Origin of the sequence: Ruegeria sp. HKCCD8929, from assembly GCF_013031405.1 — a bacterium.
Classification (GTDB): domain Bacteria; phylum Pseudomonadota; class Alphaproteobacteria; order Rhodobacterales; family Rhodobacteraceae; genus Ruegeria.
Map to the genome: position 1 here is coordinate 208,953 of NZ_WPZY01000006.1, position 24,906 is coordinate 233,858.

A 24,906-nucleotide genomic window follows, 5' to 3' on the forward strand; every position below is an offset into this window, starting at 1 on the left:
CAAATAATAACGAGACCCGGCACGGGTATTCCGGCCGGGATGCGCGCTTATCCGGGCATTCCGGGCAAATGTCAACCGGATTCGGGCGCTTAGAGATCCGTTGCCGTCAGTGCCAGCGCGACGGCCAGCCCCAGCTCATACGAGATGCTGTCATACATCGCGTCAAACCCCTCAAAAAGGGCCGCGTTCAGGGCCTGCCCTGCCCCGGTTCGGGAAAAGGCGATATTCTCGCGCATCTCGGCCTCGCTCAGGGGCTGATAGGCCATCAGCAGAAAGCCATAAAGCCACGCGGTGGTTTCAGCCCGGGTTTCCTCCTGCTGGTCCAGCAGATCCGACAGCATCACCCCGTCATCCCGCTGGGCACCGTGCCCTTCGGCCATGCCACGGTAGAAATTGAAATCGGCGCTCAGCGCGCCCTTTACATTCTGCGCCACCAGATCGTTGACCGAGATATACTCCTCGACCAACCGAAACCGTGCGTCCTGTTGATCGACCTCTTCGTAATAGGTCCGTGCTGCCTCTTCTATGGCGGGTGTTGCAAACGCCCTGCGGGCCGAGTTCTCCAGCGATATGATCGTCTGCCCCAGATCGCCTTCAAAGAAGGTGGCGGCCTGCGCGCGCTGTTCCGTCGTCATGCCATCGGCCAGTGCCTTCCGCAGACCGGCCTGCATCTCATCGGCGACATAGATCCGTTGGATCTGCTGATCGAAGGGCTGTCCGCCCTCGCCGCCCAGCATCTGATCGTCCAGTTCCCGACCATAGTTCAGCCCCTCATCGCACAGGATCTCCACGACTTCATCCAGACGCAGCGCTTGCGCCAGCCGGTCCAATGTCTCGTCCGCCGCCACAGGCAGTGCCCAGAGGCACATCGCAGCCAGTGTCAACGGGGCCAAACGCATCAGATATCCTGCGCCGGGTGCAGATCGGCCATACGGGTGGCCAGAATCTCGAACCGGCCCGCCATGATCTCGTATTGCACCGCGTTCAAAAGCTCATAGACCTCCTGCATCAGCGGCTGTTCCAGCGCCTCAACGTAAGCGTCCACATCTTCGTCCGAGAAATCCTGATAGGTATAGGCGGCACCCGCCAGCGCCGAAAGCTGCAAAGCACTGCGCATCGAGGCCTCATTCTGGCGCAGCATCGCGCGCAGCTCGTCCGCATCCATCTTCAGGTCGACCACCCCGGCAGCACTGGCCGCCAGCAGAAAGCGTACCTGAATCTCCTGCAGCGCCCGCAAAGCCGTGCCGCTGGAATCGATGGCGCGGTTCATCCGCTTGAGTGATTCCACCCGCTGCGAGCCTTCCTTGACCAGATCGGCGACGATGGCCTGCCCGTCCTGCTGCTTGACCGTGTCATCCTCGATCATGTGTGACGCATTCTCGGCCTCGACCAGCCTCTGCCCAAGATCGGTTGCGTAGAACTCAACGGCATGGGTCAGCGCCTCGTCACTCAGCGTTTGTTCCAGGATCGAAACAGCGATCTCGCGCATGGTTTTGGTGTCGAAAACCTCCTGTGTCAGCCGCTTCCAGTCCGAGCCAAAAACACCGGGATCGACCCCAAGCATCTCGGGTGCGGAAGATGAGGCAAAGGCGATGCTGTCCAGCGCCACATCAAAGCCGGTTGTCGTCAGAAATGCCTCGATCCGTGCGCGGTCGGCGGCGCGGGCCGGCGTGGTGGCGATCAACAGGGCCAGAACGGGTAAAACGATCAGCGGGGCGCAACGGCGCAAAACATGTCTCATACTCTTTAGCCTAGGTGATTCCAGGCCACGGGCAACGGAAAATCGGATGCGGTGCGAAATCCCGAAGTTTCTGCTTGCACCCCCGGTCAATCACCACTAAATCCCCCCCTCACAGACCCCCGCGGAGAGGTGCCGGAGTGGTCGAACGGGGCGGTCTCGAAAACCGTTGTGGGTGCAAGCCCACCCAGGGTTCGAATCCCTGTCTCTCCGCCATGATCTTCCTGCTAGAACTTCCAAAATGACGCCCGGTGACAGCCGGGGCGGGTTTTGCCATGTCTTGGGCGTCACCACAGCTCGCATCATCGATAGGGGAAGGCCATGACAGAAGATCAGATACGTCTCCGCGAAGGCCGCGCCCTGCTGATCGGCATGTGGGGCAACCTGTTCATGGGGGCCGCCGGTGTCGTCGCGGCGATCCTGTCTCATTCGGATGCCATTCTGGTGGATGGCCTGTTTTCGCTCATCGGCTTCACATCTGCCCTGCTGGGGCGCCGGGTCAGCGCCACGGTGCATGCCGGGCCCGACCGGCTGCGCCCCTTCGGCTATGCGGCGGATGAGGCGATCTTTGCCACCTTCCGGGCGCTGTCGCTGCTCGGGCTGGTGCTGTTCGCGATGTCGGGCGCGGCGATGAACATCTACGGCTATCTCACAGGCGATCCGCCGGTGCCGCTGAAATTCGGTCCGCTGATCGTTTATTTCGTCCTGATCGGGCTGACCTGTGCATTGCTGTGGTTCATCCACCGCCGGGCCTGGAAACGGACCGGCGAGAGCAGCGATATTCTGCGGATGGAGGCCACGGCAGCCGCCTTCGACGGCATCATCACTGCGGCGGCAGGCGTGGGCATGGCCGGGATCTACTTCCTGCAGGACACCGCGCTGTCGGTGATCACGCCGGTGGGGGATTCGATTATCGTGCTGCTGCTCTGCTCGACAGTCATTGCGCGCTACATTTCCGATTTCCGGCGCGGACTGGCGGAACTGGCTGGTGTCACCGCTGCGCCCGAGCACATCGCAACCACCCGCCGCGCCGCGCGGGCTGCATTGGGCGAGGATGGCGGGCGGCTGAACGATTTGTCGGTCACCAAGCTGGGGCGCAGTTTTCAGGTGGCGGTCTATTACGATCCGGGCCGCCCGGTTCTGGCGCAAGAGATCGACACGCTGAACCTGCGTCTGCAACATGACATCTCCGCTGCCTTGCCCGGCGCCGATGTCATCCTCCTAGCCACCGCCTGCGGACGCAGTTGGCCCGCCACGATGGATCCACGGAGCAACCCACGCCCATGATCATCCCGTCTGTGGGCGCGCTGAGCCTTCTATGGACCGGAGCAAAGGCACGCAGTGCCGCCGGGCCGCGCCCTCCCTCCCCGTCGCACCAAGGGTGCGCCACTCTATTTTTTTGCGCGCCTCCGGCGTGACGGAGGGCGCATTGGCGATGACGCGCGTCGCTCATCTTTTGTTCAGGGCTTTTGAGATAAATCGCCGACCACAACCGTAGTCGGCGCCGGCCCGAGGCAGGACGCAGCCCTCTGTTGGTCCGGATATACACGCTTGGTCGGCGCCGCGCGTCATCCTCGGCCAACCACCGTCAGAACAACGTAAAAAGCCGGGCTTCCCGACCCGGCCTTATGTCTCGTCTTGCCCCGGATCAGGCGCGGCGACGGCGTCCGCCTCCGCGGCGACCACGGGCTCCTTCGCCTGCGGCACCTTCCGCCTCGGGGGCCTTGTTGAACTTGATCCACGCCCCGCCATGCGGGTCATTGTTGGTCAGAAGGTTGGCGGCCCGGATGGCCTCCATCTCCTTACCCGCACGCGGCTGGGTCGAACCCAGACCGAACAGTTGGCAGAAGGCCTCGTCATCCATGTCCGGCGGTAGAATCACGCCCTTGGCCTCAACGTCGGCCTTCTTCTCGGCCAGCTTCTTGGGGCCGACCGGCAGCGCCACCGGGTTCATGATTGCCGAGGTCATGCCGGCGGCCATCGCCATCGGCAGGAAGGCGTTGTTGATGCCATGCCGGTTGGGCAGACCGAACGAGATGTTCGATGCACCACAGGTGGTGTTCACACCCAGCTCTTCGCGCAGACGGCGGACCAGGGCGAACACCTGCTGGCCGGCGGTCGCCATGGCGCCGATGGGCATCACCAGCGGGTCGACCACGATGTCATGGGCCGGAATGCCGAAATCGGCGGCCCGTTCCACGATCTTCTTGGCCACGTCGAAGCGCACATCGGGGTCTTCGGAAATCCCGGTGTCGTCGTTCGAGATCGCCACCACCGGCACGTTGTATTTCTTGACCAGCGGCAGAACCAGCTCCAGACGCTCTTCCTCACCGGTGACAGAGTTCAGCAGCGGGCGGCCCTCAGCCGCCTCAAGACCCGCCTCCAGCGCGCCCGGCACCGAGGAGTCGATGCACAGCGGGACTTCCACCAGCCCCTGAACCAGCTCGACGATCTTTGTCATCAACGGCGGTTCGGTCTCGTTCGGGTTGGGGTTCGAGTTGTAGACGACGCCCGCGTTGATATCGAGCACGGTGGCGCCTGCGGCCACCTGTGCCAGCGCGTCTTTTTCGACGGTCGAGAAATCGCCTGCCTCCAACTCAGCCGCCAGTTTTTTGCGGCCCGTGGGGTTGATCCGCTCGCCGATCACGCAAAACGGCTCGTCAAAGCCCAGAACGGCAGTTTTTGTTTTTGATTCTACGACTGTACGGGTCATTGCCGATCCTTAGGAGTTTGCAGGCTTCGCCGAGGCGCCGCCATTGTTGATGGCCCAGTTGGCGTTGGTCTTGATGCCGCCAAGCGGGAAGAAATGCACGGATTCGATGTTGAAATCCGGGTTCGCGGCCTTGTGCTCGGCCAGTTCGGTGATCACGTCGCTGGGCTCATACGGCAGCAACAGCTTGGACACGTCCATGGCGCGCTTTTGCAGCACTTTCAGTGACGGGCCGACGCCGCAGGCGATGGCGAACTTGATCAGGGTCTGCAGCTTGGCCGGGCCCGCGATCCCGATATGAATCGGAATATCCACACCTACCGCCTTGACCGAGTTGGCCCATTCGATGATCGGCTGGGCCTCGAACGCGAACTGCGTGGCCAGCGCCATCTGCGCGTCGGTGCGCTCGCTGAATTTCTGTTTCCACTGAAGGGCTTCGTCGACGTTCTTTGTAGTGCCGTCGGGGTCGATATCCTTGTTGCCCTCGGGGTGACCGGCCACGTGCAGACGCTTGAAACCCGCCTTGTCGAACAGACCGGTTTCCATCAGTTGCATAGAGCTGTCGAAATCTCCATGCGGCGTGGCCACGCCACCGGCCAGCAGCAGCGCCTGATCGACGCCCGCCTCGCCCTGATACATCGAGATCCAATTTTCCAGCGTGGCTGCATCCTTGATGATCCGGGCCGGGAAATGCGGCATCACCGGATAGCCCTCAGCTGTGAGGCGCTTGGCGGTCTTGACCATGTCCTCGATCGGCGTGCCCTCGATATGGGCGATGTAGACGCGGGTGCCTTGCGGCAGCAAAGCGCGGAAATCGTCGACCTTCTCGGCGGTGCGCGGCATCACCTCGATCGAGTAATTCTTGAGGAAAGCCTCGACGGTCGGATTCACCGGGCCGGGTTCGACCGCATCACGTTTCTTGAAGTTCAGCAAAGCCATTGCGGCCTCCCATAAAGATGTGGGGCTTATGCCCAACCGTCATTGGCGATCAGGGCCTTGATGCGGTCCTGATCGTATTCCGTTTCCAGACGCAGCGCCTGCGCCTCGGCGATCTCGGACGGATCGCCCTCAACCGCAAAGGGTTTGGCCTTGCGCCACTCGGCCAAGTAAGCATCGCTATCCTTCGCATTCACCTTCATCGCGGCGCGGTCGATGGCTTGCTCGAACCGCTCCTCCAGCTGTCGTTTGGCACCGCGTCGGCCCTTGCCGACGATGACCTGAGCCGGGATGTCGCGCCAGTATACGATGGTGACGTCGGGCATCGCTGTTGATTCCTCCTGACCTGATGAGCAGGTTCTAAACGGCAATGTGGGTGCGGGTCGGTCGATTTTCGACATGTGCCGTATGTGCAGCGACCTTTTCGCCCACGATGGGATACAGGGCATGTACCTTATTTTTCCGCATTGGCAGACATCAAAATACTCATCACTTTAATGAGCCGCTTGCGTGATGTGGGCACGCAACCTATGGTCGGGGTAACTCGAAATCGGAGGGCGTGTGACATGGCGCCCAAGCGTCCCAGAGGTGCGGGCGCGTTCCCGAAAGCGGTCGAAAGCCCCGCGCCTGGCAGGCCCGATCCCGACGCTCTTTATGCAGCGCTTGATCTGGGCACAAATAGCTGCCGCATGCTGATTGCCCAGCCCAAGGGCAGTGGGTTCCATGTGGTGGACAGTTTCTCCAAGTCCGTGCAACTCGGCGCCGGGCTTGAGCGGACCGGGCGGTTGTCGCGGTCCTCGATGTCGCGCACCGTGCAGGCGCTGCGCATCTGCCAGCAAAAGCTCAAGCGCAACAAGGTCAAGCGGATGCGCCTGATCGCGACCGAGGCGTGCCGACGTGCCAAAAACGCGCGCGATTTCATCCGGCAGGTCAAGCGCGAGACCGGGCTGACGCTTGAGATCATCCAGCCCGAGGAAGAAGCGCGCCTTGCCGTGATCTCCTGCGCGCCGCTGGTCAGCACCAAGACTGAGCAGCTGCTGGTTGTCGATATCGGCGGCGGCTCGACCGAGCTGGTGTGGATCGACATCTCCTCCGTGCCGCGCCGCGACCGCCCGTCGGCGATCATGCGCCTGCACGCCGGGTTTCATCCCGCAGAAAGCCCGTTTCCGGCGGCCAAGGTCGTGGACTGGATCAGCGTGCCGCTGGGCGTCGCCACGCTGCGCGACCAGTTTCATGACGTCGAAGACGACGCCGCCCGCTTCGCGCTGATGAGCTGGTTTTTCGAGGAAAACCTCGCCGATTTCGCCCCCTACAAGGATGAACAGGCGCGCGAGGGGTTTCAGATCGTCGGCACCTCCGGCACCGTCACCACAGTGGCCGCCAGTCATCTGGGGCTCAAGCGTTACGACCGCACCAAGGTGGACGGGCTGCGCATGACCAGCGATCAGATTGACAAGGTCATACGCGGTTATCTAGAACTCGGGCCTCAGGGCCGCCGCCGCGATCCCCGTATCGGCGAGGATCGGCAGGCCCTGATCATGTCCGGCTCGGCCATCTTGCAGGCGCTTTTGCGGCTCTGGCCCACCGACCGCCTCTCCGTGGCGGACCGGGGGCTGCGCGAAGGATTGCTCTATGCACAGATGAGCGCGGACGGCGTATTGGAAGACGGACCGTTCTGATGGCGAAGACACCGAGTGGAAAGAACACTTCGGGCCGCGGGCAACGCGACCTGAAGGTCAAGGTGAAGACCGCGCGCGGGCGCAAGCTCAGCTCGACGCGCTGGCTGCAGCGGCAGCTCAATGACCCATATGTCAAGCGGGCGCAGGCCGAGGGCTATCGCGGACGCGCGGCCTTCAAGATTCTGGAACTGGACGAGAAATACCGCTTTCTGGTGCCGGGCGCGCGCGTGGTCGATCTGGGCTGTGCGCCGGGCGGCTGGTGTCAGGTGGCGGTCAAGCGGGTGAATGCGCTGGGTGAGAAATCCGGCAAGAAGATCGGCACCGTGCTGGGCATCGACCTGCAGGAGGTCGAACCGATTGCCGGGGCCGAGATACACCTGCTCGATTTCATGGAAGATGACGCCGACGAAAAGGTCAAAGAGTGGCTGGGCGGCAAGGCGGATGTGGTGATGTCTGACATGGCCGCCGCCTCATCCGGGCACAAGCAGACCGACCATCTGCGCATTATCTCGCTGTGCGAGACGGCGGCCTATTTTGCCTTTGACGTGTTGGAGCCCGGCGGTACGTTCGTGGCCAAGGTTCTAGCCGGCGGGGCCGAAGGTGATCTGCAAAAACTGCTGAAGCAGAAATTCACTAAGGTGGCGAATGTCAAACCGCCTTCTTCACGGTCGGACAGTTCCGAGAAATTCGTGGTTGCCACAGGTTTTCGGGGCGACTGACGCGATCAGTCCCGCAAGCTTTGTATGCCAGGCAGCTGCTGTTTTCTGAACGACGCCATCGCAATCCCCTTCAACAGCTTTGCATCGGATTTGCTGATATAGGTGCAAGCCGGTTTGGGCTTTGGGATGTTTTGCTCGGGTCCTGCGCCACTCTCTCGTTGGCGGATCAGATCAAAGATCGCGGCGTGCCGATGCTGGCCTTCGTGGTACATGAATCACCTGTTAACAACACCGGGGCGCACATTGCCCCTGCCCTACACTTGCAGGTAATTTGGCCGTGAAAACGGCGGGAACCGGGCAATCGCGTGCCGTATCACGGTCGCAATACTCACAGCGCCGTGAGAGGCTATGAGGATGTGTCATCCGTTGGGACAGGCTTCAGGTCGATCAGCGCCCCGTTGAATTCAGCCCCCAGAATCAGGATCACAGCGCAGAGGTAGAGAAAGATCAGCGCCGCCATGGCGCCCGCCAGCCCGGCGTAAGTGGCGCTGTAGGTTGCGAACTGGCCCACATAGATGGAAAACCCCCAACCTCCCGCTGCCCAGAGCGCGAGTGTCAACACGACGCCCGGCAGGATCTGGATCAGGCTGTGCCGGTGTCCGGGCAGCAGCGCGTGAAAGGCCAGCACCATCCCGGCGGGCATCGCCACAGCGAAAATCCAGCTCAGCCGGTCCACCGACAGCCATTCGACCGCCTCGCCGGTACCCGGGATCGGAAGCGTGTCGGTGACCAGCCGGGTATAGACCGGCAATACCACCTCGAACGCGGCGGCGGCCAACAAGGCGGCTCCACCCCCAATCACCAGCGCGATGCACAAAAGGCGGGATTTCCAGAACGGGCGCGTATCTTCGTCATGATAGGCCTGCGTCAGCGCCATCCGCACCGCGTTTACCCCGTTCGACGCAAACCAGACCGCCAACAGGCCGCTCAGCGTGATCACACCGGATTTGTCCCCTGCCAGCACCGCGCGCAGTTCGGCCACGATCGGGTCGGCCACCTCGCTGGGCCAGGCGCCGAGGATCAGATCAATCAACTCGTCGGTCACGTAATCCTGCGACAGGCTGCCCGCGAGCGCCACGGTGAACAGCATGAAGGGAAACAGCGCCAGCATCATCGACATCGCCACATGGCTGCTCATGACAAAGCCGTTCTTGGTGACAAACCGGCGCAGGGCCAGCCACAGGGCTTTGAGCGGCAACAGGATGGCAGGATTCGCAACGCGGGTCATGCCGTTACCCTAGACCGCCCGCGCGCCCGGCAGAACCCCCACACGCCCCGCCGATAACCGCCTGCGGCCATTGCACAATCCGACCGCAGGGTGCAACACTGTCCACACACACTAGTTTGGTCCCGGGCGTCCCTGCCCCGACCCCGCAAACGGCAGAGAACCGGAACGCGCATGGCCTATGACAGTAACGACCCAAACGGCCCCATCCGCTTGAGCCTGTCTGCGATGCGGGACATCGCCATCGTGCTGACGCTGGCGATCTTTGCGCTCTATGCCGGTGCCGGCTTTCTGATCCCACTGACCGTGGCGCTGCTGGTCAATGTGCTGATCATCGCGGTCAGTGATCGGGTGGTGGCGTGGGCGTCGGTACCGGTCTGGCTGGCCAATCTGGCCGGGATCACGGTGGTGCTGGCGGGCTTGTTCATGATCATGTTCGTGCTGGGCAATCAGGCCACGCAATTTGCCCGCGCCGTCGGCACCTATGAGAGCCAATTCGATACTGCGGTCAGCCGCATTACCGGTCTGGTCGGCAATGAGGTCACCGAGTTCATCCGCGACAACCTGATCAGCATCGACATGTCGCTGGTCGCGCGCACTGCACTGGGCAGCGCCACCTCGCTGCTGAACCAATTCCTGTTGATCAGCCTCTATGTTGCCTTCCTGATGGCCGAGCGCCTGGCCTTTCGCAACAAGATCCGGCTCGCCGCGCGCAGCCCGGAACTGGGGGCTGAGCTTGCGTCGATGATGGATGCAATCTCGTTCAGCCTGCAGCGCTATGTGGGCGTCAAGACCTTCATCAGCGCGCTGACCGCCGCGATCAGCTACGCGGTGTTCCGCGCGCTGGGGCTGGAATATGCCGAGACCTGGGCGGTGCTGACCTTTGCATTGAACTTCATCCCCTCGATCGGGTCGATCATCGCGGTGATCTTTCCGGCGCTGGTGTCGCTGGTTCAGTTCGAGAGCATCGGGCCGTTTCTGGTCATCGTTTTTGGTTGCGGTACGTTGCAATTCGCAATCGGCAATTTCGTGGACCCTGCCCTGCTGGGCCGCTCGCTCAACATGTCGACCTTTCTGGTCATTCTGGCGCTGACGTTCTGGAGCACGGTCTGGGGCGTCATCGGCGCCTTTCTCAGCGTGCCGCTCACCGTCTGCATCCTGATCGTCTTCAGCCATGTACCAGCACTCAGGCCGGTGGCGATTCTGATGTCGCTGGACGGGCGGTTGAGCGATGACGACCCGGATGCGCGCTGACAGTCGGACGATGGAGCAGCCTCTGTTCATCGGCTCCGAAATCTATCGGCGCTCGACCTATGGGTCCAAACATCCGCTGGCGATCCCGAGGGTCTCGACGGTTATCGACCTCTGCCGCGCGCTGGGCTGGCTGCCGCCCGAGCGCTACCGCACCAGCCCGCGTGCTAAACCCTCAGCACTTACCCTGTTTCACACGCCGGAATACATCGGCGCCCTGCAAGAGGCCGAGCGCCGCCAGCAGGTGAGCGAGGCCATCCGCGCCCGTCACGCACTGGGAACCATCTCGAACCCGGTCTTCCCCGAGATGTACCGCCGCCCTGCCACAGCTGCGGGTGGTTCGATGCTGGGCGCCGAACTAATTGCCAAGGGCGGTGTCGTCTACAACCCGGGCGGCGGTACCCATCATGGGTTTCCGGATCGCGCGGGCGGGTTCTGTTATCTCAACGATCCGGCGCTGGCGATCCGAACACTGTTGAACAAGGGGCTCAGCCGCATCGCCTACGTCGATATCGACGCCCATCACTGCGATGGGGTCGAGGCGGCGTTTCATGGTTCGGACGCGGTGCGGATGATCTCGGTGCACGAGGCGCGGCGCTGGCCCTTTACCGGCATGCTGGAGGACAACGCGGGCGGCGCGGCCTTCAATCTACCGGTCCCGCGCGGGCTGAACGATGACGAGTTCGCGCTGATCCTCGATGAGATGATCCTTCCCGCTGTTGAGGCACACCGGCCCGAGGCCATCGTGCTGCAATGCGGGGCGGATGCGGTGGCTGAGGACCCGCTGTCCCGGCTGGCCCTGTCGAACAACGTCCACTGGCGCACAGTGGCGGCGCTGCGTTCGCTCACGCCTCGCCTGCTGGTACTGGGCGGCGGTGGGTATAACCCGTGGTCGGTGGCGCGGCTTTGGTCCGGGGTCTGGGCGACGCTGTCCGGGCACGAGATCCCCGAACATCTGCCGCCTGAGGGACAGTCCATTTTGCGCACCCTGACCTGGCGCCGTGCCGCCGGACGCACGCCGCCCGAGCCGTGGCTGACCAGCTTGCGTGATGCGCCACGGATGGGCCTGATCCGCGATGAAATCCGCACCGACGTCCAAAAACTTGCTGATCGCATGTAACCGCAAACCCAAGGTTTTTCCGCAGTGGCCGCCTGAACGGCCAATGCCACGTCGCAGGTGATTGGGTCGTTTTGTACCAGAACATGGCGGATCGTTGACACGGCCGCCGATTGGGTCCGTATATACACGGGCGCGCCGTAATCCGGGACCCGACGAAAATCATGTGGACCGCAATCGTCACTCTGTTCCTCGCCGGGCTGTTTCTGACGGCTCTGTTCTGTGCGCTACGTGCGGCCCAAACGGCGCGCACACCGCAAGGCGCGGTCGGCTGGGTGGTGTTTCTGCTGGCAGTCCCCTGGGCGGGCGTTCCGCTCTACCTCTTTCTGGGACACCACCGTTTTCACGGCTATCGCGTCGCGCGGCGGGAAAGCGAACGGGTTGTCGCGAGCATCAAGGCCTTCGGCGAAAGCGCCCGGCCCGATCCTGAAACCCTCACCATCAGCCCGCGCCCGTTCGAGGAACTGGCCCACCTGCCCGTATCGCGCGGCAACGGCGCGGACTTGTTGATCGACGGTGAGGCGACGTTTCATGCCATCTTCGAGGCGCTGGATGCGGCCGAGCACTACATCCTGCTGCAATTCTATATCGTGCGTGACGACGAGCTTGGGCAGGAACTGCAGGACCGCCTGATCGCCGCCGCCAGACGCGGTGTGCATGTACGCTTCATGACCGATGCGGTCGGCAGCTATTCTCTGCCCGACAGCTACTACGAAACGATGCGGAATGCCGGTATCGACACGGCGGACCCCCGCGACCAACGCGGCCCCAATTTCCGTTTCCAGCTCAACTACCGCAATCACCGCAAGACGGTGGTGGTGGATGGTCGCGTGGGCTTTGTCGGTGGCCACAATGTGGGGGTCGAGTATCTGGGCCAGGACCCAAAGTTTGGCCCCTGGCGCGACACCCATGTCCGAGTGCACGGCCCCATCGCGCTGCAACTGCAATTGATCTTTGCCGAGGACTGGCACTGGGCCCGCAGCGAGGACCTGCTCGACCTGCTGCATTGGGAGATTGAGCCGTCAGAGGAGGATATGAACGCCCTCATCGTCGCGACCGGGCCCGGCGACAGCTCGGAAACCGGTGCGATGATGTTCTTCGCCGCCATTGCCGAAGCACGCGAACGGGTCTGGATCGCCTCGCCCTATTTCGTCCCGGACGTCGACATCATGAGCGCTCTCAAACACGCCGCCATGCGTGGGGTGGATGTGCGCATTCTGGTGCCGGATGTGATCGACCACCGAACCCCCTGGCTGGCCGCCTTCGCCTATTTCGACGAAATCCGCGACTGCGGCGTACGCGTGTTCCGCTATACCGACGGGTTCATGCACCAGAAGGTCTTTGTGGTGGACGATACACTCGCCGGTGTCGGTACAACCAATCTGGACAACCGCTCTTTCCGGCTGAATTTCGAGGCGATGGCCCTGTTCTTCGACACCCGCGCGGCGACAGCGGTCGAAGCGATGCTTCTGGACGATTTCGCAGCAAGCTACGAACTGACCCGTAAGCTGCAGCAACAATCCCTCTACATCCGTTATGGCGCGCCGCTGGCCCGTCTGTTCTCTCCTATCCTCTGATCGACCGCCCCGTTTCTGACGGATCTCCCTCAAAAAAGAACACAATTTGTGATAGGCACCGGCCCGAACTGCGCTAGTCTCAACCCGAAACACCAGGAACAGGGAGACGCCGCAATGAGATACCTGATGACCGCAAGTGTTCTGGCGCTGGGGCTGGCGGCCACGGCGCAGGCCGCCGAGTTCAAATGGGCCTCAACCACCGATCCGCAGACCATGGACCCGCATGCGGTCAACTCGGCCCCGGTTCTGGGGTTTCTCAACAACGTCTACGAAGGGCTGGTGCGGCGCGGCAAGGACATGACCGTGGAGCCTGCTCTGGCGACCAGTTGGGAGGCGATCGGTGGCGGTGAAGGCTGGCGGTTCAAGCTGCGCGAAGGGGTGACGTTCCACGATGGCAGCGCTTTCGATGCGCAGGATGTGCTGTTCTCATATCAACGTGCGTCCAGCGAGGCTGCAGACACCAGCAGCTGGTTCGCCCCTGTCTCCGAGGTCAAGATCGTCGACGACTACACGGTCGATATCCTGACCAACGCACCGAACCCGATCTTTCCATCTTCCATCGCCAACTGGATGATGATGGACAGCGGCTGGGCCGAGGCTAATGACGCCGTCGCACCGGACAAGGAAAGCGGCAATTACGCCACCATCCACGCCAATGGCACAGGCGCCTTCAAGGTTACTGCACGCGAACCCGGACTGCGTACCGTTCTTGAACCTTTTGAAGGCTGGTGGGGCGAGGCCGATCACAACATCACACGCGCTGAATTCACCCCAATTCAGAACCCGGCCACCGCCGTGGCCGCGCTGCTGTCCGGCGATGTGGACCTGATCAACCCGGTGCCTATCCAGGACGCAGGCCGGCTGGAGGGCAATGCCGAGGTCCAGGTAATCAAGGGGATCGAGGCGCGCGTGATCATGCTGGGTTTCCCGCATGAGGCAGAGACACTGAAATACGGCGCCGATGCCGGCAAACCCAACCCGTTCGCCGATGTCCGTGTGCGCAAGGCGGTGGCCCATGCCATCAGCGTCCCAGCGATCTTGCGCACCATCATGCGCGGCCATGCGGAGGAGGCCTCGCAACTCGTGAGCCCGGCCATGAGCGGCTATTCCCGCACGCTGGCCAACCGCCCGCCCTTTGACGTGAACGCGGCGCAGGCGCTGATGGCCGAGGCGGGCTATGCGGACGGGTTCTCGTTCGGCCTCAAATGCCCCAATGACCGCTATCTGAATGACGAGGCGGTGTGTCAGGCTGTGGTCTCGATGCTGGCCAAAGTCGGAATGCGGGCCGAGCTGGACGCCATGCCGGTGCGCAACTACTGGCCCGAGCTGCGCGAGGACAAGTACGACATGTACCTGCTGGGCTGGTCACCGGGCACCTTCGATGCCGAACATCCGATCCGCTTTCTGGCCAGCACTCCCAACCCGGAAAAGAAGCTGGGGAGCTGGAATTTCGGCGGATTCTCCAATGCCCGGGTGGATGAGCTGTTGCCACAAATCCAGTCCGAACTGGACGAAGGCGCCCGTCAGGCGATGCTGGATGAAGTGGTCCGGATCCTGCAGGAAGAGCAGGCCTATGTGACGCTCTATGTGCAACCACTGGTCTGGGGCACCCGCGCTAATGTCGAGGTCACACAACGGCCCGACAATTTCTTCATTCTGCGCTGGGTCAAGGTGAACTGATGCTGACAATTATTTGACGTAGAACACTAAACAGGGAGGAGAGAACCATGAAACACCTGAAATTCGGACTGACACTTCTGGTGTCGCTGTGTTTTCTCTCTGCCCCTCTCTGGGCCTGGCGGTCCTTGTCGGCGCCCTTCGCCCTTCCCGAATCCGCCTCATCCGGCGAAGTCGAAACCGAGGGCGCCCGTATCCACTACATGACCTTCGGCGATGCGGAGGGCCTGCCGGTGCTCCTGCTACATGGCGGGCTGGGCGCCGCCGAGGATTTCGGCTCCCAAATCCCTGCCCTGTCCGGACAGTATCGCCTGATCGCGATTGACAGCCGTGGGCATGGGCGCTCGACGGATGATGATCAACCCTACTCGTATACGCTAATGGCGCGCGATGTTCTGGCCGTCATGGACGCACTATCACTCGACAAGGCGGCCATTGTCGGATGGTCGGATGGCGGCAATATCGGTTTGGAACTGGCGATCACGGCGCCGGAGCGGCTGATCGGTGTGTTCGCCATCGGGGCGAACTACGACGTGTCCGGCGTTAAACCCTCGGCTGGCGGAGATGGCTTGGTCGGCCAATATGTCGGCTATGCCGTTGCACAATATGGCGCCATCTCACCCACCCCGGGCAGTTTCGGACCGTTCTCGGAAAAGGTCTTTGCGATGTGGGGGTCACAACCCAGCTTTTCCGAAGATCAGCTACGCGGGATTGCAACCCCTTTCATCGTTGCCGCGGGCATCTACGAGGAAGCAATTGATGAGGCACATACTCGTCGCATGGCCGACCTGATCCCCAACGCCGAATTGCTGCTGATCGAAAACGCCAGCCATTTTGTGCAATGGCAGCAGCCCGAGGTGGTGAACGCCGCGATCTTGGACTTTCTGGGCAGTCTGAGCGCCGACTGATCGCCCGGAATCTTTCAACGGGTCTTTTCCGGTTTCGGCCGGAATGGCTGTTGACACCTGTAACAATTCGCGGGACCAACTTGATCCATGCTCGCCTATGTCATTCGCCGCGTTTTCCAATCGATCGTCGTCCTGCTGGTCGTCGGGCTGGTCGCCTTTTCCATGTTCCGCTTTGTCGGCGACCCCATCGACAACATGCTGGGACAGGAGCGCACACAAGCCGATATCGACCGGCTGCGCACGGAGCTAGGCCTCGATCAGCCGTTCCCGGTGCAGTACTTCAAGTTCCTGCAAGGTGCTGCGCAGGGCAATTTCGGCGTCTCCTATAGGCAAGGTCGCCCCGTCGCTACCATCATCTCCGAGCGTGCGCCCGCCACGCTGGAACTGGCGCTGGTCTCGGGCTTTTTTGCCATCACGATGGGCATCGCGCTCGGCGTTTTCACTGCGATCCGACGACGAGGGATCGCGGCCAATGTGATCATGACACTCAGCCTGATCGGCGTGTCGCTACCCACCTTCCTGATCGGCATCCTGTTGATCTACGTGTTCTCGGTCGAGCTGGATTGGCTGCCCAGTTTCGGACGCGGTGAGACGGTCAAGATCGGCAACTGGTCCACCGGATTTCTGACAGCTTCGGGCCTCAAGGCGCTGATTCTGCCCGCAATTACTCTGGGCCTTTATCAGATGACGCTGATCATGCGGCTGGTGCGGTCCGAGATGCTTGAAGTGCTGCGCGCCGACTATATCCGCTTTGCCCGCGCCCGGGGTCTGACGGACCGGGCGGTGAACTTTCACCATGCACTCAAGAACACGCTGGTGCCGGTGATTACGGTGACCGGCCTGCAGCTGGGCTCGATCATCGCCTTTGCCATCATCACCGAGACGGTATTCCAGTGGCCCGGCGTCGGGCTTTTGTTCATAAACGCCATTCAGTTCGTGGATATCCCGGTGATGGCAGCGTATCTGATGCTGATTTCGGTGATGTTCGTGACCATCAATCTGATCGTCGACCTGCTCTACTACGCCATCGACCCGCGCCTGCGCATCGACGGGAGGACCGCATGACCGAAGTGACGCAGAAACCCGTCGAGGCCAAGCTCTCGCGGCTGGCCGAGTTCTGGAACAGCGATTTCGTCTGGTCCTTCCGCCATTCGCCGGTGGCCATCGTGGCGCTGTTCATCGTGGCGGTGCTGCTGTTGGCGGCGCTCTTTGCGCCCCTGATCGCACCACATGATCCGTTCAACCCGGCGACGCTGAATCTGATGAACGGCTTTACCCCGCCGGGTGAGCCCAATGCGTTCACGCAGGAAACCTTCCTGCTCGGCACCGACGACCAGGGCCGCGATGTGTTTTCGACCATCCTCTACGGTCTGCGCATCTCGCTCTTCGTGGGCATCTCGGCGGTGGTGCTGGCGATGATCGTCGGCGTCATCCTTGGGCTGGTCGCGGCCTATGTCGGCGGCTGGACCGAGACGCTGATCATGCGGATCGCAGACGTGCAGCTGACATTCCCGGCCATTCTGGTGGCGATGCTGATCTTTGGAATCGCCAAGGGCTTCACCCCGCCGGAATACCGGGACGAGATGGCGATCTGGGTGCTGATCATAGCCATCGCCCTGTCCGACTGGGTGCAGTTTGCGCGTGTGGTGCGCGGCGCGGCGCTGGTCGAGAAGAACCGCGAATACGTGCAGGCGGCGCGGATGATCGGCCGCTCGGGTCCTGCGATCATGATGCGGCACATCCTGCCCAACATCCTGTCACCGGTGCTGGTCATCGCCACCATCTCGTTGGCGCTGGCGATCATCGCCGAGGCAACGCTGTCCTTCCTCGGCGTCGGCGCGCCGCCCACCCAGCCTTCACTCGGCACCCTGATCCGCATCGGGCAAGGATTCCTGTTCTCGGGCGAATGGTGGATCCTGTTCTTCCCCGCAGTCACCCTTCTGGCGCTGGCCCTGTCGGTCAATCTGCTGGGCGACTGGTTGCGGGACGCTCTGAATCCGAAGCTGCGGTGACCTCGTGACGGCAACCTCAAGTATCCTACTGTCGTTTCTTAGAATGACCGCAAGACGACCGGGAATGTTCTTTGGTAGTAACGATCTCCGAGATGTTCACATCCACTTAGAAGGTTGGCGCGCGCACAGACGTTATGCCACCGACAAAGACTCCTTTGCGGACACCTTCTTCGAAGAATTTCACGGCTTTGTCGAAAGTCATTACGACGACCACCGCACGATCGGCTGGCAAGGCTTGATCTGCGAATACGAAGGCAAGGACAAACAATTTGAGAAGTTCATGGAACTCGTCGAAAAATTTTTCCGACAAAAAGTACTGGTCGAGAAATGACTGAACCGGTCCTCTCCGTCCGCGATCTCGTTGTCGAGATCCCGACCCGCCATGGCGTTCTGCGGCCCGTGGACGGCGTCAGCTATGACCTCGCCCCAGGCGAGATTCTCGGAGTCGTGGGCGAGTCCGGCGCCGGCAAGTCGATGACCGGCAACGCCGTCATTGGCCTGCTGGACCGCCCTGCCCATATCGCCAGCGGTGAAATCCTGCTGAACGGACGGCGCATCGACAACCTGCCCCTGCGCGAGATGCGCAAGATCCGGGGGCGCGAGATCGGGATGGTCTTTCAGGACCCGCTGACCTCGCTCAACCCGCTGATCCCGATCGGAGAACAGCTCTCCGAGACCATCGAAACCCACCTAGGCGTCTCCAAGGCCGAGGCGCGCAAACGGGCGCTGGCCTCGTTGGAAGAGGTCGGCATCCCTGCCGCCGCCGAGCGGCTCGACAGCTACCCGCACGAATTCTCTGGCGGCATGCGACAGCGGGTGGTGATCGCGCTGGCGCTCTGTGCCGAGCCGTCGCTGGTGATCGCGGATGAACCCACAACGGCGCTGGACGTGTCGGTGCAGGCGCAGATCATCGCGCTGCTCAAACGGCTCTGCCGGGATCATGGCACTTCGGTCATTCTCGTGACCCACGACATGGGCGTGATCGCCGAGGCCGCCGACCGGGTGGCGGTGATGTACGCGGGCCAATTGGTCGAGATCGGCCCGGTTCGCGATGTGCTGACCCACCCGAAGCACCCTTACACCGACGGGCTGGTGGGCTCGATGCCCGCGAACTCGCACGGTCAAGCCCGGCTGCGGCAGATCCCCGGCGCCATGCCACGGCTCAACGCCCTGCCCGAGGGCTGCCCGTTCAACCCGCGCTGCCCGGTTGCCGACGCCACCTGCCGCGCCGCGCCGCGCCCTGCCCTGACGGAGGGCGCCGCCTGCTGGCACCCGATCGGAGAACACGCATGAGCATGGTCACGATCCGCAACCTGACCCGCACTTTCGACGTGTCGAAGCCCTGGCTGAACCGGGTGCTGGAGCGACTGCCAAAGCAGACGCTGACCGCCGTGTCCGACGTCACCTTCGAGATCGAAGAGAAAACCGTTTATGCGCTGGTGGGCGAATCCGGGTCTGGTAAATCCACCATCGGCAAGATCTTGGTGGGGCTGCTGCCGCCTTCGAACGGCGCGGTTGAGGTTGAGGGGGTCGATCTCGCCCATGAGACCGACAAAGCAGTGCTGAGCGATCTGCGCTCGAACATCCAGATGATCTTTCAGGACCCATACGCCTCGCTCAATCCGCGCTGGCGGGTGAAGGATATCATTGTCGAGCCGGTCCGGGCGCGTGGCGGCAAGGTAGAGAGGCTGGCGGAGAAACTGTTGGAACAGGTGGGGCTGTCGGCGCTCGATGCCGACAAATTCCCGCACCAGTTCTCAGGCGGTCAGCGGCAGCGCATCTGCGTGGCGCGCGCACTGGCGTCCGAGCCGCGCCTGATCGTGTGCGACGAGCCGACCTCGGCGCTGGATGTGTCGGTGCAGGCGCAGGTGCTGAACCTGATGTCGGATTTGAAGGAAAATCTGGGGCTCACCTATCTGTTCATCAGCCACGACCTGACGGTGGTGCGGCACATGGCCGACCGGATCGGAGTGCTGTATCTGGGGCAACTGGTGGAAGAGGCCAGCCCGGATACATTGTTCGAAACACCGAAACACCCCTACACCCAGATGCTGCTGGCCGCCGCCCCCAAACTGGACCAGTTCGGGCGCGAGGAAGAGCCACCGCAGGGCGAAATCCCCGACCCGATCAACCCGCCACCCGGCTGTGTCTTTAACCCGCGCTGCCCGCTGGCCGCTGATCGGTGCCGCAGCGAACGTCCGGTGTTGCGGCGGGTGGGCGAGACGCGGGTCGCCTGTCACATGGTGGAGGGGTGATGCCGACACGGTTGGGGCTGTCCGAGACAACCTAACTGATCCACTGTTGGCGCAACTGCGCCTGAACGATCAGTTCGCAATCGCTACGAGATATCTTTGACAAAGAAATGCATATGTGGGCGCAGCATTGGCTGGTCATGATATGTGGTTGTCTCGATTGGATCCTCGACCTCGGTGAAACCGAGCTTGGGATAGAGGCTGCGCATTTCGACGTTCGGCGTCAGCGTGTCCACGACCAAGCGCTTCAGTCCCATTTGCCGCGCGGCCTCGACCCGAGCCTCGACCAGTTTTCGGCCTGCTCCGGTGCCGCGCGCTTCTTTGGTCACAAACAATCGCTTCAACTCTCCTGTCTCTTCGTCCAGGCACTTCAACATGCCGCATCCGACGATCTGCCCCGTCCCATCCCGGGCCAAAACCAGGCATCCTTTCGGGGGCAGATAATCCGTTGCATTCGCCCAAAACTCGGCAAGTGCGCTTTGCGGTGCGGCCGGGTCAATATCGAAACCCATTCCCCGCATTCTCTGAACAATCAGGTCGTAGTACTGGGTGAGTATTCCGTTCAACTGACCTCGGGGCGGCAGGCTGTCACAGAACTCAATTTCGACGTTTTTCAAAGGCATGTCAGTCAAGGGTTGGTGAGTAGGCGATGACAATTGAACTTAGTAGATCAGCATAGCTCCGAAAAACCACCATTGGGCAACAAAAAGCCCCGGACAATGTCCGGGGCTCAATCGATTTCAATAGATCGCTCAGCGCACCACGTAAACCGAGGCCGTTGAGTGCCGCACCACACGTGCGGCGTTGGGGCCCAGCAGATAGTCCTTGAGGTCGGGCGTGTGCGCGCCGATCACGATAAGGTCGCTGCCGGCGCCTTCAGCGGTCTTCAGGATCTCCTGATAGGCCGTCCCGGTCGCCACCACGTGCCGGATCGAGGCGTTTCGCTCTTCGCCCAACGCGGCAGCGCACAGATGCACCAGTTGGTCGTGCGCTTCGTTCACGGCCTTTTCGTGGAAGTCGGGCTCAAAGAACCCCGAGACCCAGCGTTCCCCGAAATCGGGCAGCACAGTCACCACGTCCAGCTGCGCCCCGTCCAGATCGGCCAGACGCGCCGCCTGTTTCAGCACCGGGGCGTCGTGATCGCCGTTGCTGATATCAACGGCGCAGAGCACGGATTTGGTCATGCGGGTACTCCTTCTCTGGCGGCCCGGCCGCGTTGCAGAAAGGCGATCAGGCCAAGCAGGATCAGCGCCGGGATGAACACCAGCTCTTTGGGCGGCTGGCTGGACGGCGCCTGGATCGTGGCGATCCGCACCGCGTCATCGGCGTAGAAATCGAAGCTGTCCAGATTGGCCGAGACCGGCGAGCCAAAGATCGGCTCTTCCAGCTTGACCAACCCGTCCTCTTCCAGCAGCAGCAGACCAAAGGCATCGACCCGCGCCTCGCCGCCCTCCTCCGGACCGACGGTCAGGATCAGGGTGGTGTCCTTCATGTTGCCGGTATCGAAGTCCGGGCCGCTTACCGTCAGGCGCAGCTCAGACCCCGGCTCGGCCTCACCCACGGCCTGCACGAAGCCGGCAGGTTCGATGACCTCAAACGGCGGAGCGATCCGGTTCATGAAGAAATCCGGCCGGAACAGCGCGAACGCGATCAGGATCAGCGCAACACTTTCATAGATCCGGTTGCGGGAGACGAAATAGCCCATCGTCCCGGCGGTGAAGACGAGGATCGCGATGGTGGCGGAGATCGCCACGATGATGCCCCCGATCCATCCCACATCGATAAGCAGTAGATCGGTGTTGAAGATGAAGACGAAGGGCAGCGCCACGGTCCGCAGGGAATAGAAGAAGGCCGTGAACCCGGTCTTGATCGCATCGCCCCCCGACACGGCGGCGGCGGCGAAACTCGCCAGACCCACAGGTGGCGTCACATCCGCCATGATGCCGAAATAGAAGACGAAGAGGTGCACCGCGATCAGAGGCACGATCAGGCCCGATTGCGCGCCCAGTTCCACCACGACCCCGGCCATCAGCGAGCTGACCACGATATAGTTGGCCGTGGTCGGCAGGCCCATGCCCAGGATAAGACTGAGCAGGCCCACCATCACCAGCATCAGGATCAGGTTGCCGCCGGACAGGAACTCAACCAGATCGGCCATCACCTGCCCCACACCGGTCAGCGTCACCGTACCCACGATCACGCCCGCGGTGGCCGTGGCCAGCGCGATACCGATCATGTTGCGGGCACCGTCGATCAGACCCTGCCACAGGTCGCGAACGCCTTCCATGAAGGTGTCAACCATGTTGCTCTGCCCGCGGAACATCGCCTTGAGCGGTTTCTGCGTCAGCAGGATCACGAACAGCAGTGCGGTGGCCCAGAACGCCGAGAGGCCGGGCGATTTCTGCTCGATCATCAGGAAATAGACCAAAACGATGATCGGCAGCAGATAATGCAGACCGGCCTTGTAGATCTCGGCTACGACCGGCAGTTCGACCTCCTTGGCATTGGGATCGTCGGGAACCAGATCCTCGACCCCGGCAGCCAGTTTGAGCAGCAGGATGTAAGCCACCACAACCGCCGCCGAGAGCGTCAGGCCCGAGGCACCGGGCATCAGGTCCGAGATCCAGCGCACGGGATATTGCACGCCGTAGCAGAGGCCCGCGAACCCGGCAAAGAACAGTGCCATGCCGCCAATGGTCCTGCCCATCGACACGACCCGGTTGCCCAGCGTCGGCATGTTCCGCTTCACCGCTTCGAGGTGCACGATATAGACCAGCGCGATGTAGGAAATCGCAGCGGGCAGGAACGCGTGGGTAATCACCTCGACATATGAGATGCCCACATATTCCACCATCAGGAAGGCGGCGGCCCCCATCACCGGCGGCATGATCTGACCGTTGACCGAGGATGCGACCTCGACCGAACCGGCCTGTTCGCTGGTAAAGCCCACGCGCTTCATCAGTGGGATGGTGAAGGTGCCGGTGGTCACAACGTTGGCGATCGACGAGCCCGAAATCAGGCCGGTGGCGGCCGAACCCACCACGGCGGCCTTGGCCGGCCCGCCGCGCAAGTGGCCCAGAGCACCAAACGCCATCTTGATGAAGTAGTTCCCCGCGCCCGCTTTATCGAGCAACGCGCCAAAGAGCACGAAGAGGAAGACGAATTTGGTGGACACGCCCAGGGCAATGCCGAACACGCCTTCGGAGGTGATCCACATATGGCTCATCGCCTTTTTCAGGCTGGCGCCCTTCCAGCGGATGACCTCGGGCACCCATTCCGAAGCGCCGAAGAAGACATAGGCCAGAAAGATCGTCGCGATGATGGCCATTGCCGGGCCAAGCGCGCGGCGGGCTGCTTCGAACAGCAGGATCAGTCCGACCAGGGCAACCCATTTGTCAGTGTCATCGGCCAGACCGCCCGCATTCACGATCTTCTGGTAGAAGATATAGCCGTAAAGCGCGATCACGGTGCCGACAATCCCCATGATCCAATCCTGGATCGGGATGTAATTTCGCGGGCTGGATTTCAGCGCCGGATAGGCCGAAAACGCCAGGAACATCGCAAAGGCCAGATGGATCTGGCGCGAGTTGTTCACCACCGACCCCGGCAGCAGCAGGTTCGAGACCGGCGAGGCCAGGATCACCTGAAACACGGACCAGATCACGGCCACGATGGCCAGAAACAGCCCGACATTGCCCGCCGGATCCCGCGCGCCCGCGTCCGACGATGCCACCAGTTCCTGTAGTTCTTCTTCGGATAGCGGACGATTGCCCTGAGAATCAGAGGTCATCAAAAAGTCTCCCCGTCCTGCCGCCCTCTTTTGTCCAGCGGCGTTTTTGACCCGGTATCGGGTGAGAACGAGGCGCCCGTAGGCGCCTCGTCAATTGCGCATCGGGTGGATTAATCGATCCAGCCCTTTTCCTTGTAGTATTTGGCCGCACCGGGGTGCAGCGGAGCGGACAGACCGTCCTTGACCATCTCTTCGGGCTTCAGGTTGGCAAAGGCCGGGTGTAGCTTTTTGAAGGCATCGAAATCTTCAAAGACCGAGCTGACCACCGCATAAACCGCGTCATCCGACACGTTCGCCGAGGTGACGAAGGTGGCGCCGACACCAAAGGTCTGCGTGTCCCCGTCCGAGCCGCGATACATGCCGCCGGGGATGGTGGCTGCGCGGTAGTACGAGTTGTCGTCGATCAGCCCCTGAATGGCATCACCGGTTACGTTCACCAGAACCGAATCGCAGGCGGTGGTCGCCTCCTGGATCGAGCCCGAGGGGTGACCCACGGTGTAGATCATCGCGTCGATCTGGTTATCGCAGAGCGCAGCCGACTGTTCAGCCGCTTTCAGTTCCGAGGCCAGAGCCAGATCGTCAGTGGTCCAACCCATCGCTTCAAGTACCACGTCCATCGTGCCGCGCTGGCCCGATCCCGGGTTGCCGATATTGACGCGCTTGCCTTTCAGGTCCTCGAAGCTCGAGATGTCCGCATCGGCGCGTGCGACAACGGTGAAGGGTTCCGGGTGAACCGAGAAGACGGCGCGCAGGTCCTCGAAGGGCCCCGCCTCTTCGAATTTCGAGCTGCCGTTATAGGCGTGGTACTGCCAGTCCGATTGCGCCACACCGAATTCCAGCTCGCCTTCGCGGATGGTGTTGATGTTGTAAACCGAACCGCCGGTCGACTCGACCGAGCAGCGCACACCATGTTCCTTGCGCCCCTTGTTCACCAGACGGCAAATGGCGCCGCCGGTCGGGTAATAGACGCCGGTCACGCCGCCGGTCCCGATCGTGATGAACTCTTCGGCATAGGCTGCCGGAGCCATGAGCGCCGCCGTGACGATTGCGCCGAGGCTGAGTTTGCTGGTTTTTTTCATTTATGAACTCCCAGATTTATTATTCAGCGGACGAAAGATGAGCTTGGTCATCCCCGTGATTGGGGATCGTGGCCTTGTAGAATAACCGCGCCTCTTTTGCCGGACGCAAATGTTTGAAATTCCTGTCTCTCCCGCTGAGCCGAGCGTTTCATTCCGATCACGGACTTGTCAAGTCTCGCTCTGAGATGAGGGCGCGTGAAACGCATATTTGGCGAGCGCAGGTGTTTTTTCCCCGT

Annotated in this window: 24 protein-coding genes and 1 tRNA gene; 14 read left to right on the forward strand and 11 right to left on the reverse strand. The window is 62.0% G+C overall.

Annotated elements, in window-relative coordinates; genetic code table 11:
• Positions 1-89: 89 nt before the first annotated feature.
• Both GOX53_RS12015 and GOX53_RS12020 read right to left on the reverse strand, forming a co-directional pair.
• Positions 90-899 carry a DUF2059 domain-containing protein gene (locus GOX53_RS12015; RefSeq protein ID WP_171176594.1) on the reverse strand — a complete coding sequence of 270 codons (810 nt, stop codon included), beginning with the start codon at positions 897-899 and terminating at the stop codon, positions 90-92.
• Positions 899-1,741: a DUF2059 domain-containing protein gene (locus tag GOX53_RS12020; RefSeq protein WP_171176596.1), complete on the reverse strand. Its 843-nt coding sequence runs from the start codon at positions 1,739-1,741 to the stop codon at positions 899-901. The genes GOX53_RS12015 and GOX53_RS12020 overlap by 1 nt, the downstream gene beginning before the upstream one ends.
• A 123-nt stretch (positions 1,742-1,864) precedes the next feature.
• On the opposite strand from GOX53_RS12020, the gene GOX53_RS12025 reads away from it, so the two are divergent.
• Positions 1,865-1,954 (forward strand) — tRNA-Ser (locus GOX53_RS12025).
• A 105-nt stretch (positions 1,955-2,059) separates the two neighbouring features.
• Positions 2,060-3,025: a cation transporter gene (locus tag GOX53_RS12030; protein WP_171176598.1), complete on the forward strand. Its 966-nt coding sequence runs from the start codon at positions 2,060-2,062 to the stop codon at positions 3,023-3,025.
• 361 nt (positions 3,026-3,386) lie between these two features.
• On the opposite strand, the gene GOX53_RS12035 is transcribed toward GOX53_RS12030, so the two are convergent.
• The 3 genes from GOX53_RS12035 to GOX53_RS12045 are packed head-to-tail and all read right to left on the reverse strand — an operon-like array spanning position 3,387 to position 5,710.
• Positions 3,387-4,451 (reverse strand): methyltetrahydrofolate cobalamin methyltransferase, encoded by a 1,065-nt coding sequence (locus GOX53_RS12035; RefSeq protein ID WP_171176600.1) that lies wholly within the window; start codon positions 4,449-4,451, stop codon positions 3,387-3,389.
• Between the two features lie 9 nt (positions 4,452-4,460).
• On the reverse strand, positions 4,461-5,387 hold the full coding sequence (locus tag GOX53_RS12040; RefSeq protein ID WP_171176602.1) for a methylenetetrahydrofolate reductase: 927 nt from the start codon (positions 5,385-5,387) through the stop codon (positions 4,461-4,463).
• Positions 5,388-5,413: 26 nt separating this feature from the next.
• Positions 5,414-5,710 (reverse strand): virulence factor, encoded by a 297-nt coding sequence (locus GOX53_RS12045; protein WP_171176604.1) that lies wholly within the window; start codon positions 5,708-5,710, stop codon positions 5,414-5,416.
• Positions 5,711-5,950: 240 nt separating this feature from the next.
• On the opposite strand from GOX53_RS12045, the gene GOX53_RS12050 reads away from it, so the two are divergent.
• Together GOX53_RS12050 and GOX53_RS12055 are read left to right on the forward strand one after the other, a co-directional pair.
• Entirely contained in the window at positions 5,951-7,063 is a 1,113-nt protein-coding gene (locus tag GOX53_RS12050) for a Ppx/GppA phosphatase family protein (protein WP_171176606.1), read from the forward strand.
• Positions 7,063-7,782, forward strand: coding sequence for an RlmE family RNA methyltransferase (locus GOX53_RS12055; protein ID WP_171176608.1), 720 nt, complete (start codon positions 7,063-7,065; stop codon positions 7,780-7,782). The genes GOX53_RS12050 and GOX53_RS12055 overlap by 1 nt, the downstream gene beginning before the upstream one ends.
• Before the next feature lie 5 nt (positions 7,783-7,787).
• Here the strand turns inward: GOX53_RS12055 and GOX53_RS12060 are convergent, their stop codons facing one another.
• Both GOX53_RS12060 and GOX53_RS12065 read right to left on the reverse strand, forming a co-directional pair.
• Positions 7,788-7,994 carry a hypothetical protein gene (locus tag GOX53_RS12060; protein ID WP_171176610.1) on the reverse strand — a complete coding sequence of 69 codons (207 nt, stop codon included), beginning with the start codon at positions 7,992-7,994 and terminating at the stop codon, positions 7,788-7,790.
• Between the two features lie 134 nt (positions 7,995-8,128).
• Complete coding sequence (locus tag GOX53_RS12065; protein ID WP_171176612.1) at positions 8,129-9,010, reverse strand: YihY/virulence factor BrkB family protein; 882 nt, start codon at positions 9,008-9,010, stop codon at positions 8,129-8,131.
• 171 nt (positions 9,011-9,181) lie between these two features.
• Here GOX53_RS12065 and GOX53_RS12070 point away from each other — a divergent pair, with 171 nt between their 5' ends.
• The 10 genes from GOX53_RS12070 to GOX53_RS12115 all read left to right on the forward strand — a co-directional run bounded on the left by GOX53_RS12070 (position 9,182) and on the right by GOX53_RS12115 (position 19,804).
• Entirely contained in the window at positions 9,182-10,261 is a 1,080-nt protein-coding gene (locus GOX53_RS12070) for an AI-2E family transporter (RefSeq protein ID WP_171176614.1), read from the forward strand.
• Positions 10,251-11,378, forward strand: a complete 1,128-nt coding sequence (locus GOX53_RS12075; RefSeq protein ID WP_254446542.1) for an acetoin utilization protein AcuC — start codon at positions 10,251-10,253, stop codon at positions 11,376-11,378. The genes GOX53_RS12070 and GOX53_RS12075 overlap by 11 nt, the downstream gene beginning before the upstream one ends.
• 161 nt (positions 11,379-11,539) lie before the next feature.
• A complete protein-coding gene (gene cls / locus GOX53_RS12080) occupies positions 11,540-12,952 on the forward strand; it encodes a cardiolipin synthase (RefSeq protein WP_171176616.1) in 1,413 nt (470 codons plus the stop codon).
• A 114-nt stretch (positions 12,953-13,066) separates the two neighbouring features.
• Positions 13,067-14,632 (forward strand): ABC transporter substrate-binding protein, encoded by a 1,566-nt coding sequence (locus GOX53_RS12085; protein ID WP_254446543.1) that lies wholly within the window; start codon positions 13,067-13,069, stop codon positions 14,630-14,632.
• 47 nt (positions 14,633-14,679) lie between these two features.
• The gene (locus GOX53_RS12090) at positions 14,680-15,537 is read left to right on the forward strand and encodes an alpha/beta fold hydrolase (protein ID WP_171176618.1); all 858 of its coding nucleotides are present in this window, start codon (positions 14,680-14,682) and stop codon (positions 15,535-15,537) included.
• A gap of 87 nt (positions 15,538-15,624) precedes the next feature.
• Entirely contained in the window at positions 15,625-16,602 is a 978-nt protein-coding gene (locus tag GOX53_RS12095) for an ABC transporter permease (protein ID WP_171176620.1), read from the forward strand.
• Positions 16,599-17,549 (forward strand): ABC transporter permease, encoded by a 951-nt coding sequence (locus GOX53_RS12100; RefSeq protein ID WP_171176622.1) that lies wholly within the window; start codon positions 16,599-16,601, stop codon positions 17,547-17,549. The genes GOX53_RS12095 and GOX53_RS12100 overlap by 4 nt, the downstream gene beginning before the upstream one ends.
• Positions 17,550-17,613: 64 nt before the next feature.
• Positions 17,614-17,880: a hypothetical protein gene (locus GOX53_RS12105; protein ID WP_171176624.1), complete on the forward strand. Its 267-nt coding sequence runs from the start codon at positions 17,614-17,616 to the stop codon at positions 17,878-17,880.
• The gene (locus GOX53_RS12110) at positions 17,877-18,842 is read left to right on the forward strand and encodes an ABC transporter ATP-binding protein (protein ID WP_171176627.1); all 966 of its coding nucleotides are present in this window, start codon (positions 17,877-17,879) and stop codon (positions 18,840-18,842) included. Before GOX53_RS12105 ends, GOX53_RS12110 begins: the two co-directional genes overlap by 4 nt.
• Positions 18,839-19,804 (forward strand): ABC transporter ATP-binding protein, encoded by a 966-nt coding sequence (locus GOX53_RS12115; protein WP_171176629.1) that lies wholly within the window; start codon positions 18,839-18,841, stop codon positions 19,802-19,804. Before GOX53_RS12110 ends, GOX53_RS12115 begins: the two co-directional genes overlap by 4 nt.
• 83 nt (positions 19,805-19,887) lie before the next feature.
• On the opposite strand, the gene GOX53_RS12120 is transcribed toward GOX53_RS12115, so the two are convergent.
• The 4 genes from GOX53_RS12120 to GOX53_RS12135 all read right to left on the reverse strand — a co-directional run bounded on the left by GOX53_RS12120 (position 19,888) and on the right by GOX53_RS12135 (position 24,670).
• Positions 19,888-20,313, reverse strand: a complete 426-nt coding sequence (locus GOX53_RS12120; protein ID WP_254446544.1) for a GNAT family N-acetyltransferase — start codon at positions 20,311-20,313, stop codon at positions 19,888-19,890.
• Positions 20,314-20,553: 240 nt separating this feature from the next.
• Positions 20,554-20,985 carry a universal stress protein gene (locus GOX53_RS12125; RefSeq protein WP_171176633.1) on the reverse strand — a complete coding sequence of 144 codons (432 nt, stop codon included), beginning with the start codon at positions 20,983-20,985 and terminating at the stop codon, positions 20,554-20,556.
• Positions 20,982-23,591, reverse strand: a complete 2,610-nt coding sequence (locus GOX53_RS12130) for a TRAP transporter permease (protein WP_171176635.1) — start codon at positions 23,589-23,591, stop codon at positions 20,982-20,984. The genes GOX53_RS12125 and GOX53_RS12130 overlap by 4 nt, the downstream gene beginning before the upstream one ends.
• 110 nt (positions 23,592-23,701) lie before the next feature.
• Positions 23,702-24,670 carry a TAXI family TRAP transporter solute-binding subunit gene (locus GOX53_RS12135; RefSeq protein WP_171176637.1) on the reverse strand — a complete coding sequence of 323 codons (969 nt, stop codon included), beginning with the start codon at positions 24,668-24,670 and terminating at the stop codon, positions 23,702-23,704.
• Between the last annotated feature and the right edge of the window lie 236 nt (positions 24,671-24,906).

What these genes read in the sequence shown, in the direction of transcription:
- GOX53_RS12020 (WP_171176596.1), bottom strand. Translation starts at nt 1,741, where the DNA reads ATGAGACATGTTTTGCGCCGTTGCGCCCCGCTGATCGTTTTACCCGTT.
- GOX53_RS12120 (WP_254446544.1), bottom strand. Translation starts at nt 20,313, where the DNA reads ATGGGTTTCGATATTGACCCGGCCGCACCGCAAAGCGCACTTGCCGAG.
- GOX53_RS12125 (WP_171176633.1), bottom strand. Translation starts at nt 20,985, where the DNA reads ATGACCAAATCCGTGCTCTGCGCCGTTGATATCAGCAACGGCGATCAC.
- GOX53_RS12070 (WP_171176614.1), top strand. Translation starts at nt 9,182, where the DNA reads ATGGCCTATGACAGTAACGACCCAAACGGCCCCATCCGCTTGAGCCTG.
- GOX53_RS12100 (WP_171176622.1), top strand. Translation starts at nt 16,599, where the DNA reads ATGACCGAAGTGACGCAGAAACCCGTCGAGGCCAAGCTCTCGCGGCTG.
- GOX53_RS12050 (WP_171176606.1), top strand. Translation starts at nt 5,951, where the DNA reads ATGGCGCCCAAGCGTCCCAGAGGTGCGGGCGCGTTCCCGAAAGCGGTC.
- GOX53_RS12030 (WP_171176598.1), top strand. Translation starts at nt 2,060, where the DNA reads ATGACAGAAGATCAGATACGTCTCCGCGAAGGCCGCGCCCTGCTGATC.
- GOX53_RS12115 (WP_171176629.1), top strand. Translation starts at nt 18,839, where the DNA reads ATGAGCATGGTCACGATCCGCAACCTGACCCGCACTTTCGACGTGTCG.
- GOX53_RS12055 (WP_171176608.1), top strand. Translation starts at nt 7,063, where the DNA reads ATGGCGAAGACACCGAGTGGAAAGAACACTTCGGGCCGCGGGCAACGC.
- GOX53_RS12110 (WP_171176627.1), top strand. Translation starts at nt 17,877, where the DNA reads ATGACTGAACCGGTCCTCTCCGTCCGCGATCTCGTTGTCGAGATCCCG.
- GOX53_RS12135 (WP_171176637.1), bottom strand. Translation starts at nt 24,670, where the DNA reads ATGAAAAAAACCAGCAAACTCAGCCTCGGCGCAATCGTCACGGCGGCG.
- GOX53_RS12045 (WP_171176604.1), bottom strand. Translation starts at nt 5,710, where the DNA reads ATGCCCGACGTCACCATCGTATACTGGCGCGACATCCCGGCTCAGGTC.
- GOX53_RS12130 (WP_171176635.1), bottom strand. Translation starts at nt 23,591, where the DNA reads ATGACCTCTGATTCTCAGGGCAATCGTCCGCTATCCGAAGAAGAACTA.
- GOX53_RS12090 (WP_171176618.1), top strand. Translation starts at nt 14,680, where the DNA reads ATGAAACACCTGAAATTCGGACTGACACTTCTGGTGTCGCTGTGTTTT.
- GOX53_RS12105 (WP_171176624.1), top strand. Translation starts at nt 17,614, where the DNA reads ATGTTCTTTGGTAGTAACGATCTCCGAGATGTTCACATCCACTTAGAA.
- GOX53_RS12095 (WP_171176620.1), top strand. Translation starts at nt 15,625, where the DNA reads ATGCTCGCCTATGTCATTCGCCGCGTTTTCCAATCGATCGTCGTCCTG.
- GOX53_RS12035 (WP_171176600.1), bottom strand. Translation starts at nt 4,451, where the DNA reads ATGACCCGTACAGTCGTAGAATCAAAAACAAAAACTGCCGTTCTGGGC.
- cls (WP_171176616.1), top strand. Translation starts at nt 11,540, where the DNA reads ATGTGGACCGCAATCGTCACTCTGTTCCTCGCCGGGCTGTTTCTGACG.
- GOX53_RS12060 (WP_171176610.1), bottom strand. Translation starts at nt 7,994, where the DNA reads ATGTACCACGAAGGCCAGCATCGGCACGCCGCGATCTTTGATCTGATC.
- GOX53_RS12040 (WP_171176602.1), bottom strand. Translation starts at nt 5,387, where the DNA reads ATGGCTTTGCTGAACTTCAAGAAACGTGATGCGGTCGAACCCGGCCCG.
- GOX53_RS12075 (WP_254446542.1), top strand. Translation starts at nt 10,251, where the DNA reads ATGCGCGCTGACAGTCGGACGATGGAGCAGCCTCTGTTCATCGGCTCC.
- GOX53_RS12065 (WP_171176612.1), bottom strand. Translation starts at nt 9,010, where the DNA reads ATGACCCGCGTTGCGAATCCTGCCATCCTGTTGCCGCTCAAAGCCCTG.
- GOX53_RS12015 (WP_171176594.1), bottom strand. Translation starts at nt 899, where the DNA reads ATGCGTTTGGCCCCGTTGACACTGGCTGCGATGTGCCTCTGGGCACTG.
- GOX53_RS12085 (WP_254446543.1), top strand. Translation starts at nt 13,067, where the DNA reads ATGAGATACCTGATGACCGCAAGTGTTCTGGCGCTGGGGCTGGCGGCC.